The organism is Acinetobacter calcoaceticus, assembly GCF_051947995.1.
GTDB lineage: Bacteria > Pseudomonadota > Gammaproteobacteria > Pseudomonadales > Moraxellaceae > Acinetobacter.
The window spans coordinates 38,602-53,277 of record NZ_JBLVVH010000013.1; the positions used below are offsets into that span (position 1 = coordinate 38,602).

Genomic DNA, 14,676 nt, shown 5'->3' on the forward strand with positions numbered 1-14,676 from the left:
ATAGGGCGAATCATTCCAGTGTCTTTTCCATCGGATTCAGTGGGTTTAGTCACTCCACAAAAGTTTCAATTTGAACAACCGCTAGAGCTTGAATGTGGTCGCATATTGCCACGTTTTGATTTAATGGTTGAAACCTATGGAACACTCAATGCAGATAAATCCAATGCCATTCTGATTTGTCATGCACTCTCAGGACATCATCACGCTGCCGGCTATCATCATGAGGATGATAAAAAAGCAGGTTGGTGGGACAGCTGTATTGGACCAGGAAAAGCAATTGATACCGATCATTTCTTTGTTGTTTCATTAAATAATATCGGGGGCTGTAGCGGCTCTACCGGCCCAACCTCACCGAATCCAGAAAATGAAAATCGCCCTTATGGTCCAGACTTTCCACTGGTCACCGTACGGGACTGGGTCAAAACCCAAGCGATGCTGTCCGACCGACTTGGTGTCGACGTCTGGTATTCCATTATTGGTGGATCTTTAGGCGGCATGCAAGCCTTGCAATGGTCTCTAGATTATCCGGATCGCCTCAAAAAATGTGCCGTGATAGCCAGCGCCCCTAAACTCTCGGCTCAAAATATTGCCTTTAACGAGGTGGCACGCCAATCAATTCTGTCTGATCCAGACTTCCATCATGGCCGCTATCTGGAAAATGACAGCTATCCGAAACGCGGCCTGATTCTGGCACGTATGGTTGGGCATATTACCTACTTATCTGAAGAAGCCATGAAGCAGAAATTTGGCCGTGACCTCAAGTCAGGCAAATTTATGTATGGTTTCGATGTCGAATTTCAGGTTGAAAGCTATTTGCGTTACCAAGGCGAACAATTTAGTCGTAATTTCGATGCAAATACTTACTTGATTATGACCAAGGCACTGGATTATTTTGACCCTTCCCGTGAATATGAGCACTCTTTAACAAAGGCCATGAGTAAGCCAAAATGCCAGTTTCTGGTGATTTCATTTACCACGGACTGGCGTTTTAGTCCGAGCCGTTCACAGGAACTGGTGGATGCCTTGATTGATAATCATAAGCCTGTCAGCTACCTAGATATTGATGCCGAGCAAGGTCACGACTCATTCTTGTTCCCTATTCCCCTCTATGTAAAAACACTACGGGCATTTTTAGGTGGAGAACAACAGTTGCAATCGACACGACAGGAGCAGCACTGATGCGTATAGATCAACAACTTGCCGAAAAATGGATTAACCCGAACTCTAGCGTGTTAGACTTAGGCTGTGGTGATGGTGAATTGCTGGCTCACATGAGCAAACAGCATAATATTCGTGCCTATGGGTTAGAAATTGATCAAGAAAAGATTGCAATTGCCATCAGTCGGGGGTTAAATATTATCCAACAGGACTTGAACCTCGGTTTAAGCCGCTTTGCCGACCAGTCTTTTGACTCTGTGGTTATGGCACAAGCTTTGCAAGCTGTAGATGCACCCGATGTATTACTCCGTGATATGGTGCGTGTCGGCAAACAGGCAATTATTACTTTTCCAAACTTTGCGCATTGGAAGACGCGTTCTTTTCTTGCATTAAAAGGGAAAATGCCTGTTTCGGAAGCTTTACCTTATATGTGGTATAACACCCCGAATATTCATTTATGTACTTTCCGTGACTTTGAAGCCTTATGTGCCGAGAACCGGATTAAAATTATTAATCGACTTGCCGTTAATGGTGACCAACAAGGTAGTATGCTCAGCAAGCATATGCCGAACCTATTTGGTGAAGTCGCAATTTATCGAGTGAGCGCTCTATGAAAAAGACATTAATCAGCACATTTTTATTTGGTCTGATCAGTATACAAGCGCACGCTGACTATGTTGCCCAACCACAATCGGTCGCAACACAGGCAGCGCGTTATTCAGTGATGGACATCGGTGGATTACAAAGCGCAGCCAAATCTGGTCAGGCGGGGGCACAATTTTATTTAGCGACCCGTTACCAGTATGGTAAAGACGTGGCTAAAGATGAGAAACAGGCATTTACCTTATTCAAGGCTGCTGCGGACCAAGGTTTATCTGCAGCACAATTGAATGTGGGCCGTATGTATGCCGATGGTATCGGCACCAAGAAAGACGAAGCTTTGGCTCGTAAATATTTTGAGAAAGCAGCCAGCAATGGCGATAATCGTGCCAGCTTTAATCTTGCCATGATGGAAGAGCAAAAGAAAAACTATATGGGTGCTTATCAGTGGTATGAGCTTTCAACCCGTGATGGCATGCTCGATACCAAAGTGATCAAACTTTCTGAAGGTAAGAAAACGGCGTTGGCTGCAAACTTGACCCAAGACCAGATTCGTACTGCACGTGACCGTGCTGATAAATGGATTCAAGCGCAATAATCTTGTTTAGATCGATTGAGTGATATAAAAACCGACTTATAAGAGTCGGTTTTTTATTTAGATCTAATTTTTAGTTGCCTGTTAAACGCTTCGATCAAAGTTCTTTTACTTTTCTGGTTCTAAATAGATAATACCAACATCTACCTTTTCCAAAATTCTCGCCCCAGGATTCTCTTTAATATCTTCAAGAGATTTTCCATTTGAATAATCCACTATTCTAGGCTCATAATCTTCAAAAAAAACATAAATTTGTGGGGCGCTAGCGGACATTTTTTTTAGTTTCGGCCTAAAAAAATAATAAGACTCGGCCTTAGGGGTAATCTTAAATCGACCATGCTCATCTGTTTTAATACTTGTATCATCGTTAAGGCTATACCCGATATATCCTTCTCTACTAGAAATGGGATTTTTTGTTTTAATATCAAAAACTTGCCCATAAACCTCTGGTTTTAAATAATAGTTTTTAGGTGTACAAGCAATCAGCCCTGCAATGCAAAATACAAAAAAAATTATCTTCATAGTTGTATACACAAAAATTTATTGTTTAGATGTGAAGATAAAATTCCAAATAGCATTCATCATAGATACCAAAATCAACTATATCCATATTAAAATCAAAAACTTAACTAATTTAATTTATAATTTATCTTTATAAATCTTTTTAATTTATCAGATTTATAAAACTCCATACACTTTTGGAAAATAGCATTACTTTTTTCTGAGCTAGACTCAACATAAATTGGTAAATTTTCTTTATAAAAATATTTTGTATTCGATTTAACAAAGTCTGAAAGAGCAAGTTGTTGTTCAGGTGTCCCCACATTAAATGAAGAATAGTCCCTTAAATTTTCTCTTTGATAGGCTTTAATTTTCTCATAATTATCATCTAGACAAACTTTCAAAGCAAAATCATTTGGGTTTAGTTGAACTGAGTTCGCCTCTACTTTAAAAAAAGAACTCAAAAATACAATCAACAGAAGACTTATTACTTTCATTTACTTTAACTCCCAAAATGATATTTTCGTCGTTTGAACTACCTTTACCTTAAACCCCTTATCAAAATAAGGCATTTCCCTCATAAACCAAAAATAATATTCCATAGAAGATGGAACATTATGATCACTAGGCCCCACATACAGTAAATTTCTACCATCCCAAAGCGTAAAATGCCCTGATGCATTACCCCAACCCGTTACATCGAACACAACAATTCCCTTTTTACCTTTGATTTTTTGTAAAATATTAGTTTGAACACCAGTAATTCGCTCTTTAGCTTGAGCCGATTGGATAGCATTAACCTTTATAGGAGTATAAGATATATCTGGGCTTTTAAATCTGTTAAACATGAATGTCTTTAAATCTTTAACTCTTAACCAATAATTAAATTTGTCCTCTCCAACTAAATTTCCTCCTGCTGGTGCTTGAGGCAAACGGATACCAGATCGATTTAATGCGTAAGACATACGAGCAGCACATGTATTTTCCCAGTCCCTAGGATTCTCTCTTGCTAATTGAGCAAATCTTTGAGATACCATAGGATAGAAATTACTACTGGTTATATTTTCTTTAGGATAGCTAGAAAACATATCATTCCATGCCGGCCTATTTACTTTAATTTTTGAAGCGCTATTTCCTGCAGAGGCGGTTAACTGAGCCATACACTATTATCCTATTTTAAATTTAATTTCTTATTTTTGAATACGTTTTTCAGAACAACCTCACCATTAGCATTTACTGGTCCCTGAACTTTCATTTCTTTTAAGTTATCAAAAATAAAATCTCCATCATCGTACTTTAAAGTAATTTCAACGATCTCTCCCTCAGAGTAATTTATCGTTTTGACATGCAAATTCATATCTACAAAATGTCGAGACTCTGTCTCCAATTTTATGAAATCATCCCCATAACTCCAAAAAATTTCTTTTATTTCTTTTTGAGTTGAAGAAATGAATTTATTTTCATTTGTTTTTTCTTGTGATTGCGTATAAGAATGACCACTACTCCCAACAACATGTGTTTGTTGAGGCATGATGGTTGCACCACACGTTAGCTTATCACCAACGTAAGCGACAGGTTTACCATCAAAAATGACATGATCATGGCTTTTTATTACTGTAGACCAGCATCTACATTTAGGGCAAAAATGCCCATCTCCCGCCCTTACAAATAAATTTCCCTGCTGAGAACTCATCATTTGGGTTGCTGGAATCATGCCACCGTGATCTGTAAATGCATTATGAATTGCAAAACCTTTTGCCATAATTTAGTCCTTTAGAGAGGTATCAGAACTTAGAAATTGATCAATTTTTGGCTGATCTTTAAAAATACGTATCGCAACGGATGTATTTGGACTATCAATAATCTCATCACCATTTTCTAAAGGGCTCCCCACCAAAGCAACTGGCACGCCATCAAGTACGCATGCTTGACCTGCACCTGAAATGATTTTAGAAGTTGTACCATCCTTATAAATAACGTCATCGCCCACACGAGCAATCGACATCTCTGCAATTTTATAATGATGATAAGAAGCACTAACTAAACCACCATTTTTTGTTTTAGCACCATTTACAGCAAGATAATGAAGCGCCTGTGGCTTATTCTCCCAATAGAGTTGTTCAGCCCTTAAAGTCTGCTCAATATCTTCCTGAGACATTTGCTGCAATTGCTCTATAGCCAATTCATGTAAAAAGGTCGGACTCATCATTTACCCTCTATTCTTATTCTTTCGAGTCTAAGCATAACAAATTTCACAAAATAGACATACCTGTATGTATCAAGTATCTATTTTCATAAAATTTGCCTAAAATCCTCTTTAATTTTTTCTGATCTGAAAACGGATATGTCTACCCAATCCTGGCTCAACCAAGGCAGCCTTGTCCTTGCAAGTAACAACAAAGGCAAAGTAGTCGAATTTGAGCATCTTTTTCAACAGCTTAACCTTCCTGTTGAAATTATTCCTCAAGGCAAACTGGATATTGAAGATGCCATCGAAGATGGTCTCAGCTTTGTTGAAAATGCCATTATCAAGGCACGTCATGCGTCTAAGCTTTCGGGTAAACCTGCGCTAGCAGATGACTCAGGGCTATGCGTTCCGATTTTAGGTGGTGCGCCTGGCATCTACTCTGCGCGCTACGCAGGCGAACATGGTAACGATGCTGCCAACAATCAAAAGTTGCTGGCTGATCTTGCACCTTTTCGTAAAGACGGCGAAGTGATTGAAGGGATGTTTGTGTGTGTACTCGCACTGGTCACGCATGCAGAAGACCCGCTGCCACAAATTTTCCAAGGTATCTGGAAAGGTGAGATTCTAACAGCAGCGCGTGGCGAAAATGGCTTTGGTTATGACCCTTTATTTTGGCTACCTGAACTCAATGTGTCGAGTGCTGAACTCAGTAAAGCTGAGAAAAACAAGATCAGCCATCGTGGTCAAGCCATGCAGCTATTTAAAGCCAGTCTGGTTTAAAACCCTAAAGTGCTCTCCTATATGAGGGCACTTTTAATATGTAGCAATAGACCATAGATCACAATCACAATACAACTGACGATGGTTCCTGCAGCAATATAGCGAGCTGAAACGCCCGTACCCTGGTAATGCGTCTCCAATGCCACAATATTGGCAGCGGGCGGTAGACAGAATAAGAAAAACAGAACTGGAATCAAAAATTCAATCTGCGGCATGGCGATAAAATAATAAGTCATGGTACATATGATGACGCCACAGAATAGCTTGAACATTAAGATTCGAGTACTCAGCAGCAAATCAGCCACGTGTACACGAGTATGTCTCAGCCACATTCCCAGAATGCACATGCCGGCAAAGCTCATCCCAAACTTGGCAATCTCATACGCCCCTTCTACCAGCGCATTGCCTTGCAAATGATGCCCTCCCAACAGCCATAAAACCAAGGCTGCCAGTAAAGCCAATACAGGGGGTGATTTCAGTACTTTTTGCAATGTTGCAAGGTAATCCGTCGGCCCGTCTGAAACCGCAGCCACCGCCCAGATATTGCCAAACAGTGAACCACCAATATATAACACAATCATGGCTGCGCTAACCTGCTCTCCAAATAAGGCGATAGCAAATGGAAAACCCAACCAGCCGATGTTGCTATAACTCACACAAAGCGCCTGTAAGCGATCCTTCGAAAAATGGAAAAAACCATAAAATAAAATAATCGATGTAATAAAACTAAATCCCATTAAGACCAAGCTACCTGCCTGATAAAACACCATGTTGTAGATGATCACCGCCGGGATAAAAAGCCGTGCCAATAAGGAAGATAGGACTTTCTTCGCCTGTTCTGCGACTTTGAATTGAGCAAGCAACAGCCCAAACATAAAGGCACTTACTGGAAGAATGAAGGTCATGTCGATCTATTTTTATCATGTCTTGATAGGCTGCTTATGCTAGCACTATTTAGCATGGGATAAATGCACTGTCTTAAAACTGCAATATAAATGTCACATCTCTGTCATGCCAAACTGTTGAGATATACCCAAAGTTTTACAGGAATAGAATTATGGCGGGTTTATCAATTTGGCATGTACTGATTTTTGCAATCGTGGTGATTTTACTTTTCGGTACATCAAAGCTTAAAAATCTGGGTAAAGATGTCGGTGGCGCAGTGAAAGACTTCAAAAAATCCATGAAAGAAGACGAAACCGCGACCTCTTTAAATGAACCTCGCACTATTGATGCTCAAGTTAAAAATACTGAAAGCTCGGTAAAAAGTTAAGCGAGCACGACTATGCTGAATTTGGGAATGACCGAAATCTTTTGCTTTGCAGTGATTGCATTGCTGGTGCTCGGTCCTGATAAATTACCAGAAGCTGCCCGGTTCGTAGCCAAATGGTATGGAAAAATTAAAAAGTTTATCAACAATATTCAGAACGAAATTGACCGCGAACTTCGCCTTTCCGAGTTCCGCGAAGAAATGCAAAAAGAAATTGATAAAATCACAGAACTTGAACGCAGGATGCAACAACAGCTAGATGCGCTTAAAAATACACAAACGCCTTCCGAGACTGAACAAGTCAAAGCTGAGACTAAAGCGTCTATCATCTATAAGTTGAGTCCGCGGCAAGCGATACTGCCGTTCAGTCTTGAATATCACAAGCAATTACCTTTCAAACCTGAGCCGAGTCTGTCGACTCAACCGTTTGATACAGAATTAAAGATTGCCGTATGAGCCAGTTACCTTCGACCTCAGTAAATCCTGAAGAAACCCTGCAACAAATGCCAGTGATGCAGCATTTGATTGTACTCCGTCAATATCTGTTCAAGATTGTTGGGGTAACGATTCTGCTGTTCTTCTGTTTATTGCCGTTTAGAAACACGACCTATCAATGGCTTTCAGAACCGTTAAGACAACAGCTACCAGCCAGCTCAACCATGATTGCGACTGATGTCACCGCCACATTCATGGCGCCATTCAAGCTGAATCTGTTTGTGGCATTCATGCTGGCCATGCCTTATATCATTTATCAGATCTGGTCATTTATCAAACCGGCCCTGTATGAAAAGGAACGCCATCTGGCTATTCCGCTGCTATTGGGCAGTATCGTGCTGTTTTATCTGGGTGTGGCCTTTGCCTATTTTATTACCTTGCCGGCAATTTTACATTTCTTTATCAGTGTTTCACCTGAAACCGTTGCCCCAATGACCGATATCAACAGTTATCTAAGTTTCTGTTTAAAACTGTTTCTAGTGTTTGGTTTTACCTTCGAAATTCCCATCATTACGCTGGTTCTGATTTTAATTGGTGTGGTGAGTACCCAGAGCCTGATTGAAAAACGCCGTTTCATTGTGGTCGGCTGTTTCTTTGTTGCCATGTTTGTAACACCACCTGACGCCTTGTCGATGATTATGCTGGCGGTACCGATGTGGATGTTATTCGAACTGGGTTTATTGTTTGGAAAAATACTCGAAAAACGTAAAGCATCCGCTTAAGTGAACCGAATCAGATCCCTGAGCATGCTTCAGGGATTTTTTGTTTTTAATTTATATTTTTTAGCTATTTATAAAAATTAAATTGTCTTGAAACTGCCTTCAAACTGTCAAAAAACTGTCATCTCCACTTCATAGAATCGATCAGGATTTATTTACCCTATATTATAGATACGGAATTATTATGACAGCCAATACTAATCAGCCAAGTCGTCGTGATATTTTAAAATGGTTCGCTGGCGTTCCATTTTTACCATTGGGGGCAATGGGTACAGCTGCAGCTTTAACGGGTTGTAATGATGACAACGATAACAATGTTGTCACGCCACCAGCAAAACTGGTTAAGTTTAAAAATGCCAAATTTACCCCCATGGCAGCGCCCTCAACCACAGCAGAAATGGCCACTACTTCAGTCAAGTCTAGCCTGACCGTGACTTGGGAAGACAATACCACCACCGAATATAAACTGGGTTATCAAGAGTTTTTCCGCACAGGTATGCAAGTCGACAATATCGATGGTGGAAAAATTATTGCCGGTAGTTATTACGACATCAACAATAAACCGATCCGGGATACCTCGGTGGCAGGTCAGGAACGTCAATTCTTCTCTGACTGTCCAGATGGTTCATCAATGATTCATCTGAAAGACGCACAAGTACCGGGCGTCAACAATCCTGTCTTCCATGTGGTGCAGTTCGAATACACCACACAAAACCTGGCTCAACAAAGTATGTATGGGCAATTACCTTCTCCAATTGCGGTACTGACTTTGGATCAGGATCAGAAAACAGGTCATCTGGCATTGAAAAAGTACTTCAATGTCGATATGTCCAAAGTGCACGGTCTATGGATTACCTGTGGTGCGAGCCTTTCACCTTGGAATACCCATCTTTCTAGTGAAGAATATGAACCGGATGCTTTTGATCAGATCGGTAGCAGTCTCGCAACTTTGAAAGCCTATAGTAAAAATCTGTATGGCAATGAAAATACGGCGAATGTCTATAACTACGGCCATTTACCGGAAATCATTCTGGATGGTAAAGGTCGCGGTACTGCAGTTAAACATTATTGCCTAGGCCGTATTTCACACGAGCTGATTCAGGTGATGCCAGATAACCGCACCGTGATCATGGGCGATGACTATACCAACGGCGGTTTCTTTATGTTTGTTGCAGATAAAGAGAAAGATCTTTCTGCAGGCAGCCTATACGTTGCGAAATACACAGCTGAATTGAATGAAACCTCTACAGCACCGATTAAATGGATCAAACTGGGTCATACCAACAGTAAAACCATTGAAGATCTGGTCAATGTTCGTGGCATTAAAGCCGAAAATATTATGGAGAGCTTAAGCACTGCCCCGGCAGATTTGACCGGTTATACCCAGATTGTATTAGATAAGAAAACCTTGTGGGTCAAGTTAAAAGAAGCCAATAACGGTTTCAGCAAAGCCGAAATCGAACTGGCGGCAGCGTTCCTTGAAACACACCGTTATGCGGCGCTCAAAGGCGGCAGTATGGCCTTCACCAAAATGGAAGGCACCACGGTAAACATCAAGGATAAAGTGGCTTATTCTGCGCTGGCCAATATCCAGGACTCCATGATTGAAGGCAAATCAGGCTGGGTGGCTGAACATAATGTGAAATTTAAAAACACCCTGAAAGCAGGCGGTGTACTTGCACATGACCTTAAAGGCAGCCAAGTTGACCACTTAAATGGTGTCATCAACAGTGAATGGACCCCTTATCAAAGTCATATGCTATTGATGGGCAAGGATATTCCTGTGGATAGTCTGGGCAATACGGCTGATCCAAACAATATCGCCAGTCCAGATAACCTAAAATTCTCTGAGACCTTACGCACCCTGTTCATCGGTGAAGATAGCGGTAACCATACCAATAACTTCCTGTGGGCATATAACGTGGATACCAAGTCTTTAGACCGAATTCTTTCGACACCAGCAGGTGCAGAATCAACCGGTTTACATGCGGTTGATTCAGTCAATGGCTGGACCTATATCATGAGCAATTTCCAGCATGCAGGCGATAGCTCAAAACTGCCTGCTGACTTAAAAGTAACCGTTTTAGCCAACTACAATGGTGGCTATAGTGCCAGTGTCGGCTACATCACTGCTGATCCAGTTGCGCCATCAATTGAGAAAAAAGCTTAAATCCAAGCTTTCATTGCAAAAAGAAAATGCCGACCTCATGTCGGCATTTTTTATGGGTGCAACTCGAGTTCCAATGCAACAATCTGTCCCTGCTGTTGCCCTTGCTGGGATTTTTCCAGCCATTGCCATTGTGTTGAGTTGAGTCTTAAAAAGTTTGAGCAGCGTGTACCATATACCGGACTCTGGATAAAGGTCGAAGACAATAAGGCTTCCATCTCATTGCTGATGCCGGTGTCAGGTAACAGGTCCGGAATGACCTTGCGCTCATCCTCCAGAATATCCCAGGCCGCATGTCTGAGCTCGGCCTCAGACATTTGTGCTTGTTGCAGCATCGGTAAAAACTCCTGGGTAAAGCGCTTGCGTAAATGTCGGGTCTTTTGCCAATCTTCGGACATTAAACCATTCGATACCACATATACCCCATTTGCCAGCACCTGAGGCGCTTCACCCCGGTTACTCATGTAAACGGCCTGTTCCCGATCGCCAACAAACAGATTAAAGCCTGCATAATCCTGCTGTTGCTGTTCTAGTTGCTGTGCAAAACGAATCGGTGCCAGCTCACTTTCCAGAAAAGACTGGATCAGATGGCCACGTGAAGTGGTGTAGGATTGCTGATCCCGGCCATTACGGAAATTGGTGAGGATGGCCCATCGACCCGATGCAGTCACGCCCATCCAGGTCCCACCTGACTGTAAGTCCTGCCCGGCCACAATCGGACTCAGGGGCCACTGATGTAAAGCTGCACTAGGGCGATGATAGAATTCATCACGATTTGAAAGTAGACATAATGGCATCTCATCCAGTACATGCCATGCGAAAGCGACAATACACATTGATTTGGTTCTCACATCTTTACACATTGAATGTACAACATTTTTCACATCATTCCGCTACAATCTGATCAAAACTTAATTTCAAATTCTAAATTGAGGAACAGCAATGCTGACCTATCCAAATATTGATCCAGTTGCGCTGAGCTTAGGACCAGTCAAGGTGCACTGGTATGGACTCATGTATCTCTTGGCTTTTCTATGTGCCTGGGGTTTGGCATCGTACCGCGCTAAACAACGTGATGGCTGGACTGCCGATATGGTTTCAGATCTGGTCTTTTACGGTGCACTGGGTGTTGTGCTGGGTGGACGTGTCGGCTATGTGCTGTTTTACGAATTCGGTAAGTTTCTGGAAAATCCACTGTGGTTATTTCAGGTCTGGACTGGCGGCATGAGCTTCCACGGCGGTTTCCTAGGTGTCATGATTGCCATGTTGTTCTGGTGCAAAAAGTACCAGAAAACCTGGTTTCAAACCCTGGATTTTATTGCACCATGTGTACCGACAGGCCTTATGTTCGGACGTTTTGGTAACTTTATTGGCGGGGAACTCTACGGTCGTCAGGTACAAGATCCAAACTATCCGTTCGGGATGATTTTTCCAACTGATCCATTAGGTCTGGTCCGCCATCCTTCACAAATCTATCAAGCCATGTGTGAAGGACTGATCCTGTTTATCGTGCTGTGGTGGTTTAGTTCCAAGCCACGTCCACGTATGGCTGTTTCTGCACTGTTCCTGGCCGGATATGGTGTTGCCCGCTTCTTTATGGAATTCTTCCGTCAACCCGATGCAGACCAGGGCTTTATCCTGTTTGGCTGGATGACCAAAGGCCAGCTCCTCAGTTTCCCAATGATCATCATTGGTCTGTGGATGATCTGGTACGCCTATCGTCGAAACATCTATGACTGGCAGTTAAAGAAATAAAAAAATGGGAGCAAAAGCTCCCATTTTTTTACGCTGTATTCATCATCCATAAAAAGCGTATAGTGATTTTATAAGCTATCCCTATCGCAACAGGTCAAAGTGATGCCAGATCACCGTGCAGGTTTTAAACCCCACCAACTCGTTCTATCGCTCTCCCCTCTACAATTAAATCGGGAGATTGTGACAGCAATAGAAAAAACACTTGGCCTTTCATTCCTTAATGAAGATGAGCCGCATCGGGTGTGTTTTGCCAATCAAAATGCTGAACTGCAAGATGCCTATAAACAGGTTTTCAGTGCTATCGATCTGCTTGATTATGTCTATGCCATGTTGATATCAGCACAAGGCAATCTCGATAAAATATCGCTCCTTAGTGAACATCAGAGCGTGATTGCCTATCCAATCGATCCTCTACAATTCTGGCAGTTGGTTCGAGTCGGACAACAATATCGACTGTCCCAGACTTAAAATTTTCCAGCCAACGCCTTAACGACTTCGCCCAAACGCTTGCCTTGTGCTTCACACAAAACCTTTTCATCTTGGCTCAGGCTTTGATCATGGCGAGGCCCGCTGACATGGCTGGCGCCATACGGTGTTCCACCAGTTTTGGTATTCGACAGGGCTGGAATTGAGTTGGGCAAGCCCAAGATCATCATGCCATGATGAAATAATGGCGGCAGCATGGTCAATAACGTACTTTCCTGCCCGCCATGCATGGAACCTGAAGAGGTGAAGACACAGGCGGGTTTATCATGCAAAGCGCCATTCAGCCATAAACTGGTGGTTTGATCCCAAAAGTACTTCATCTCACTGGCCATATTGCCAAAACGCGTTGGTGACCCCAAGGCCAAACCGGAGCAATGGCTGAGATCTTCTAAAGTGCAATAAAGGTCGCCATCTGCTGGAATACTAGGCGCCGCTTCAGTGACGACGGTGGCTAAATTCGGCACGGTTCGAATGCGCGCTGTCACACCTGCAGCTTCAATGCCATCGGCAATCAGATGCGCCATTTGCTTGGTTGAACCATATTTACTGTAATAAAGAACAAGAACGTAAGGTTGCATCACTTTCAAGAATTTTGTTAAAAAGGACACTATAAGACATTTTATACATTTTAAGCTGTTGCAAGTCCTGTGTTTTCACAGGATTTTTATTAAAAATAATTAGGATAGAACCCATGAACTTACATCGTTATCTAAAAAAACTGCCTTTTTTAGAAAAAACATGGTTTCAATTTATTGTGTTTGTGTTACGGCGTTTTGAAGCGGATCGCTGTCGGGAACAAGCAGGTGGTTTAACCTATACCACTCTATTTGCAGTTGTTCCCATGTTGACTGTTTTTCTGGTGATTATCTCCTCCATTAAAGCCTTAGAACCTGCGCGGCAACAGTTACAACAACTGATTTACAGTAACTTTTTACCCAAAAGTACCATTGCCTTTGACAAGGCATTAAATGCATTTACCGAGAAGTCCAGCAATCTTACCGTCATAGGTGTGCTGTTCCTGTTTGTTACCACCGTGCTGATGCTGACTTCGATCGAGAATGTGTTTAACCGCATCTGGCGCGTTAAGGAAACTCGTACGGGTCTGGTCGGTTTTATGCGTTACTGGACCATTATTTCACTGGGCCCAATTGTGTTAGGCAGTGCTTTTGTATTGTCTTCAACCGTCGCTTCGATGAGTATTCTCAGCAATAATTTTGCAGGCTATCAGCTGGATGGCGCCTTCCTGCTCTGGCTGATCTCGTTTTTACTGACCATTGTTGGCTTCTTCATTTTATACTGGACTATCCCGAACCGTATTGTCCCGGTCTTTTCGGCCTTTATTGCTGCCTGTTTTAGTGCAACCGTGTTTGAAGTCCTAAAACGTTTCTTTGGCTGGGTGATGAGTAACTTCACCAGTTATGAAATCGTCTATGGTGCGTTTGCCGCAGTGCCGATCTTCCTGCTCTGGATTTATCTGTCCTGGAATATCATTTTATTAGGTGTTGAAATCAGCTATGCCCTCACCGCCTTTCACTCTGGCAAAGAACAGAAACGCCATCCAATCCTGATGCTACTCGACATTCTGGAACTGTTTTACAAGAAGCAGCAGATTGGACAAAGTGTCAGTGAGAAAGAGCTATTGAATATTATTGGACGTGGCGAATTAGGTCGACTACCGGCTTATATCCTGCAACTGGAACAGCAGAACCTGATTATGCGCACGGATAAAGATGAATATGTACTGGTACGTAATTTAGCGCAGGTCGATTTCTGGAGTTTCTTCACCGCCCTGCCTTATCCATTACCGTTACGTCCCGATGTCGAACATATCCATCAGGATGATGAATGGATGGAACGGCTCGGCCCATCCCTGATTGAAAGTAATGATTATTTAGCTGCCAAGCTATCCATTCCGCTGTCCACCATCTTTGAACAGAAATAATCCAAAGGCCTCTTTCGAGG

The 14,676-nt window shown here is 42.3% G+C and carries 19 protein-coding genes; 11 read left to right on the forward strand and 8 right to left on the reverse strand.

Annotated elements, in window-relative coordinates; genetic code table 11:
• Positions 1-18: 18 nt before the first annotated feature.
• Genes metX through ACNQO6_RS17180 form a run of 3 tightly spaced genes read left to right on the forward strand, consistent with a single transcriptional unit; the run spans position 19 to position 2,356 of the window.
• On the forward strand, positions 19-1,179 hold the full coding sequence (gene metX / locus ACNQO6_RS17170) for a homoserine O-succinyltransferase MetX (RefSeq protein ID WP_440209760.1): 1,161 nt from the start codon (positions 19-21) through the stop codon (positions 1,177-1,179).
• A complete protein-coding gene (metW, locus tag ACNQO6_RS17175) occupies positions 1,179-1,772 on the forward strand; it encodes a methionine biosynthesis protein MetW (protein WP_004775800.1) in 594 nt (197 codons plus the stop codon). Before metX ends, metW begins: the two co-directional genes overlap by 1 nt.
• Entirely contained in the window at positions 1,769-2,356 is a 588-nt protein-coding gene (locus tag ACNQO6_RS17180; protein ID WP_005227336.1) for a tetratricopeptide repeat protein, read from the forward strand. Before metW ends, ACNQO6_RS17180 begins: the two co-directional genes overlap by 4 nt.
• Before the next feature lie 105 nt (positions 2,357-2,461).
• On the opposite strand, the gene ACNQO6_RS17185 is transcribed toward ACNQO6_RS17180, so the two are convergent.
• The 5 genes from ACNQO6_RS17185 to ACNQO6_RS17205 form a co-directional block, all read right to left on the reverse strand.
• Entirely contained in the window at positions 2,462-2,875 is a 414-nt protein-coding gene (locus ACNQO6_RS17185; RefSeq protein ID WP_440209761.1) for a hypothetical protein, read from the reverse strand.
• Positions 2,876-2,982: 107 nt separating this feature from the next.
• Complete coding sequence (locus ACNQO6_RS17190; RefSeq protein WP_440209762.1) at positions 2,983-3,351, reverse strand: hypothetical protein; 369 nt, start codon at positions 3,349-3,351, stop codon at positions 2,983-2,985.
• The gene (locus ACNQO6_RS17195; RefSeq protein ID WP_324622658.1) at positions 3,352-4,014 is read right to left on the reverse strand and encodes a type VI secretion system amidase effector protein Tae4; all 663 of its coding nucleotides are present in this window, start codon (positions 4,012-4,014) and stop codon (positions 3,352-3,354) included. It lies immediately after the preceding gene.
• Positions 4,015-4,025: 11 nt separating this feature from the next.
• Positions 4,026-4,616: a PAAR domain-containing protein gene (locus tag ACNQO6_RS17200; RefSeq protein ID WP_396514933.1), complete on the reverse strand. Its 591-nt coding sequence runs from the start codon at positions 4,614-4,616 to the stop codon at positions 4,026-4,028.
• A gap of 3 nt (positions 4,617-4,619) precedes the next feature.
• Positions 4,620-5,063 (reverse strand): PAAR domain-containing protein, encoded by a 444-nt coding sequence (locus ACNQO6_RS17205; RefSeq protein WP_440209763.1) that lies wholly within the window; start codon positions 5,061-5,063, stop codon positions 4,620-4,622.
• A gap of 135 nt (positions 5,064-5,198) precedes the next feature.
• On the opposite strand from ACNQO6_RS17205, the gene rdgB reads away from it, so the two are divergent.
• Positions 5,199-5,822: an RdgB/HAM1 family non-canonical purine NTP pyrophosphatase gene (gene rdgB / locus ACNQO6_RS17210; RefSeq protein ID WP_199950378.1), complete on the forward strand. Its 624-nt coding sequence runs from the start codon at positions 5,199-5,201 to the stop codon at positions 5,820-5,822.
• A 17-nt stretch (positions 5,823-5,839) separates the two neighbouring features.
• On the opposite strand, the gene ACNQO6_RS17215 is transcribed toward rdgB, so the two are convergent.
• Positions 5,840-6,727: a permease gene (locus ACNQO6_RS17215; protein WP_440209764.1), complete on the reverse strand. Its 888-nt coding sequence runs from the start codon at positions 6,725-6,727 to the stop codon at positions 5,840-5,842.
• Positions 6,728-6,879: 152 nt separating this feature from the next.
• Between ACNQO6_RS17215 and tatA the strand changes: the two genes are divergently transcribed.
• The 4 genes from tatA (at position 6,880) to ACNQO6_RS17235 (ending at position 10,476) form a co-directional block, all read left to right on the forward strand.
• Complete coding sequence (gene tatA / locus ACNQO6_RS17220) at positions 6,880-7,095, forward strand: Sec-independent protein translocase subunit TatA (RefSeq protein ID WP_416650835.1); 216 nt, start codon at positions 6,880-6,882, stop codon at positions 7,093-7,095.
• Positions 7,096-7,107: 12 nt separating this feature from the next.
• Positions 7,108-7,548, forward strand: coding sequence for a Sec-independent protein translocase protein TatB (tatB, locus tag ACNQO6_RS17225; RefSeq protein WP_343579538.1), 441 nt, complete (start codon positions 7,108-7,110; stop codon positions 7,546-7,548).
• Entirely contained in the window at positions 7,545-8,309 is a 765-nt protein-coding gene (tatC, locus tag ACNQO6_RS17230; protein ID WP_005283090.1) for a twin-arginine translocase subunit TatC, read from the forward strand. Before tatB ends, tatC begins: the two co-directional genes overlap by 4 nt.
• A gap of 181 nt (positions 8,310-8,490) precedes the next feature.
• Positions 8,491-10,476 carry a PhoX family protein gene (locus tag ACNQO6_RS17235; protein ID WP_440209765.1) on the forward strand — a complete coding sequence of 662 codons (1,986 nt, stop codon included), beginning with the start codon at positions 8,491-8,493 and terminating at the stop codon, positions 10,474-10,476.
• A gap of 50 nt (positions 10,477-10,526) precedes the next feature.
• On the opposite strand, the gene ACNQO6_RS17240 is transcribed toward ACNQO6_RS17235, so the two are convergent.
• Positions 10,527-11,309, reverse strand: a complete 783-nt coding sequence (locus tag ACNQO6_RS17240; protein ID WP_440209773.1) for an NRDE family protein — start codon at positions 11,307-11,309, stop codon at positions 10,527-10,529.
• A 106-nt stretch (positions 11,310-11,415) separates the two neighbouring features.
• Here ACNQO6_RS17240 and lgt point away from each other — a divergent pair, with 106 nt between their 5' ends.
• Together lgt and ACNQO6_RS17250 are read left to right on the forward strand one after the other, a co-directional pair.
• Positions 11,416-12,228, forward strand: a complete 813-nt coding sequence (gene lgt, locus ACNQO6_RS17245) for a prolipoprotein diacylglyceryl transferase (protein ID WP_199973233.1) — start codon at positions 11,416-11,418, stop codon at positions 12,226-12,228.
• Positions 12,229-12,330: 102 nt separating this feature from the next.
• The gene (locus ACNQO6_RS17250) at positions 12,331-12,696 is read left to right on the forward strand and encodes a hypothetical protein (protein ID WP_440209766.1); all 366 of its coding nucleotides are present in this window, start codon (positions 12,331-12,333) and stop codon (positions 12,694-12,696) included.
• Here the strand turns inward: ACNQO6_RS17250 and wrbA are convergent.
• Complete coding sequence (gene wrbA / locus ACNQO6_RS17255) at positions 12,693-13,292, reverse strand: NAD(P)H:quinone oxidoreductase (RefSeq protein ID WP_005227358.1); 600 nt, start codon at positions 13,290-13,292, stop codon at positions 12,693-12,695. The genes ACNQO6_RS17250 and wrbA overlap by 4 nt on opposite strands.
• A 113-nt stretch (positions 13,293-13,405) precedes the next feature.
• Between wrbA and ACNQO6_RS17260 the strand changes: the two genes are divergently transcribed.
• Positions 13,406-14,656, forward strand: coding sequence for a YihY family inner membrane protein (locus tag ACNQO6_RS17260; RefSeq protein ID WP_440209767.1), 1,251 nt, complete (start codon positions 13,406-13,408; stop codon positions 14,654-14,656).
• The last annotated feature ends 20 nt before the right edge of the window (positions 14,657-14,676 follow it).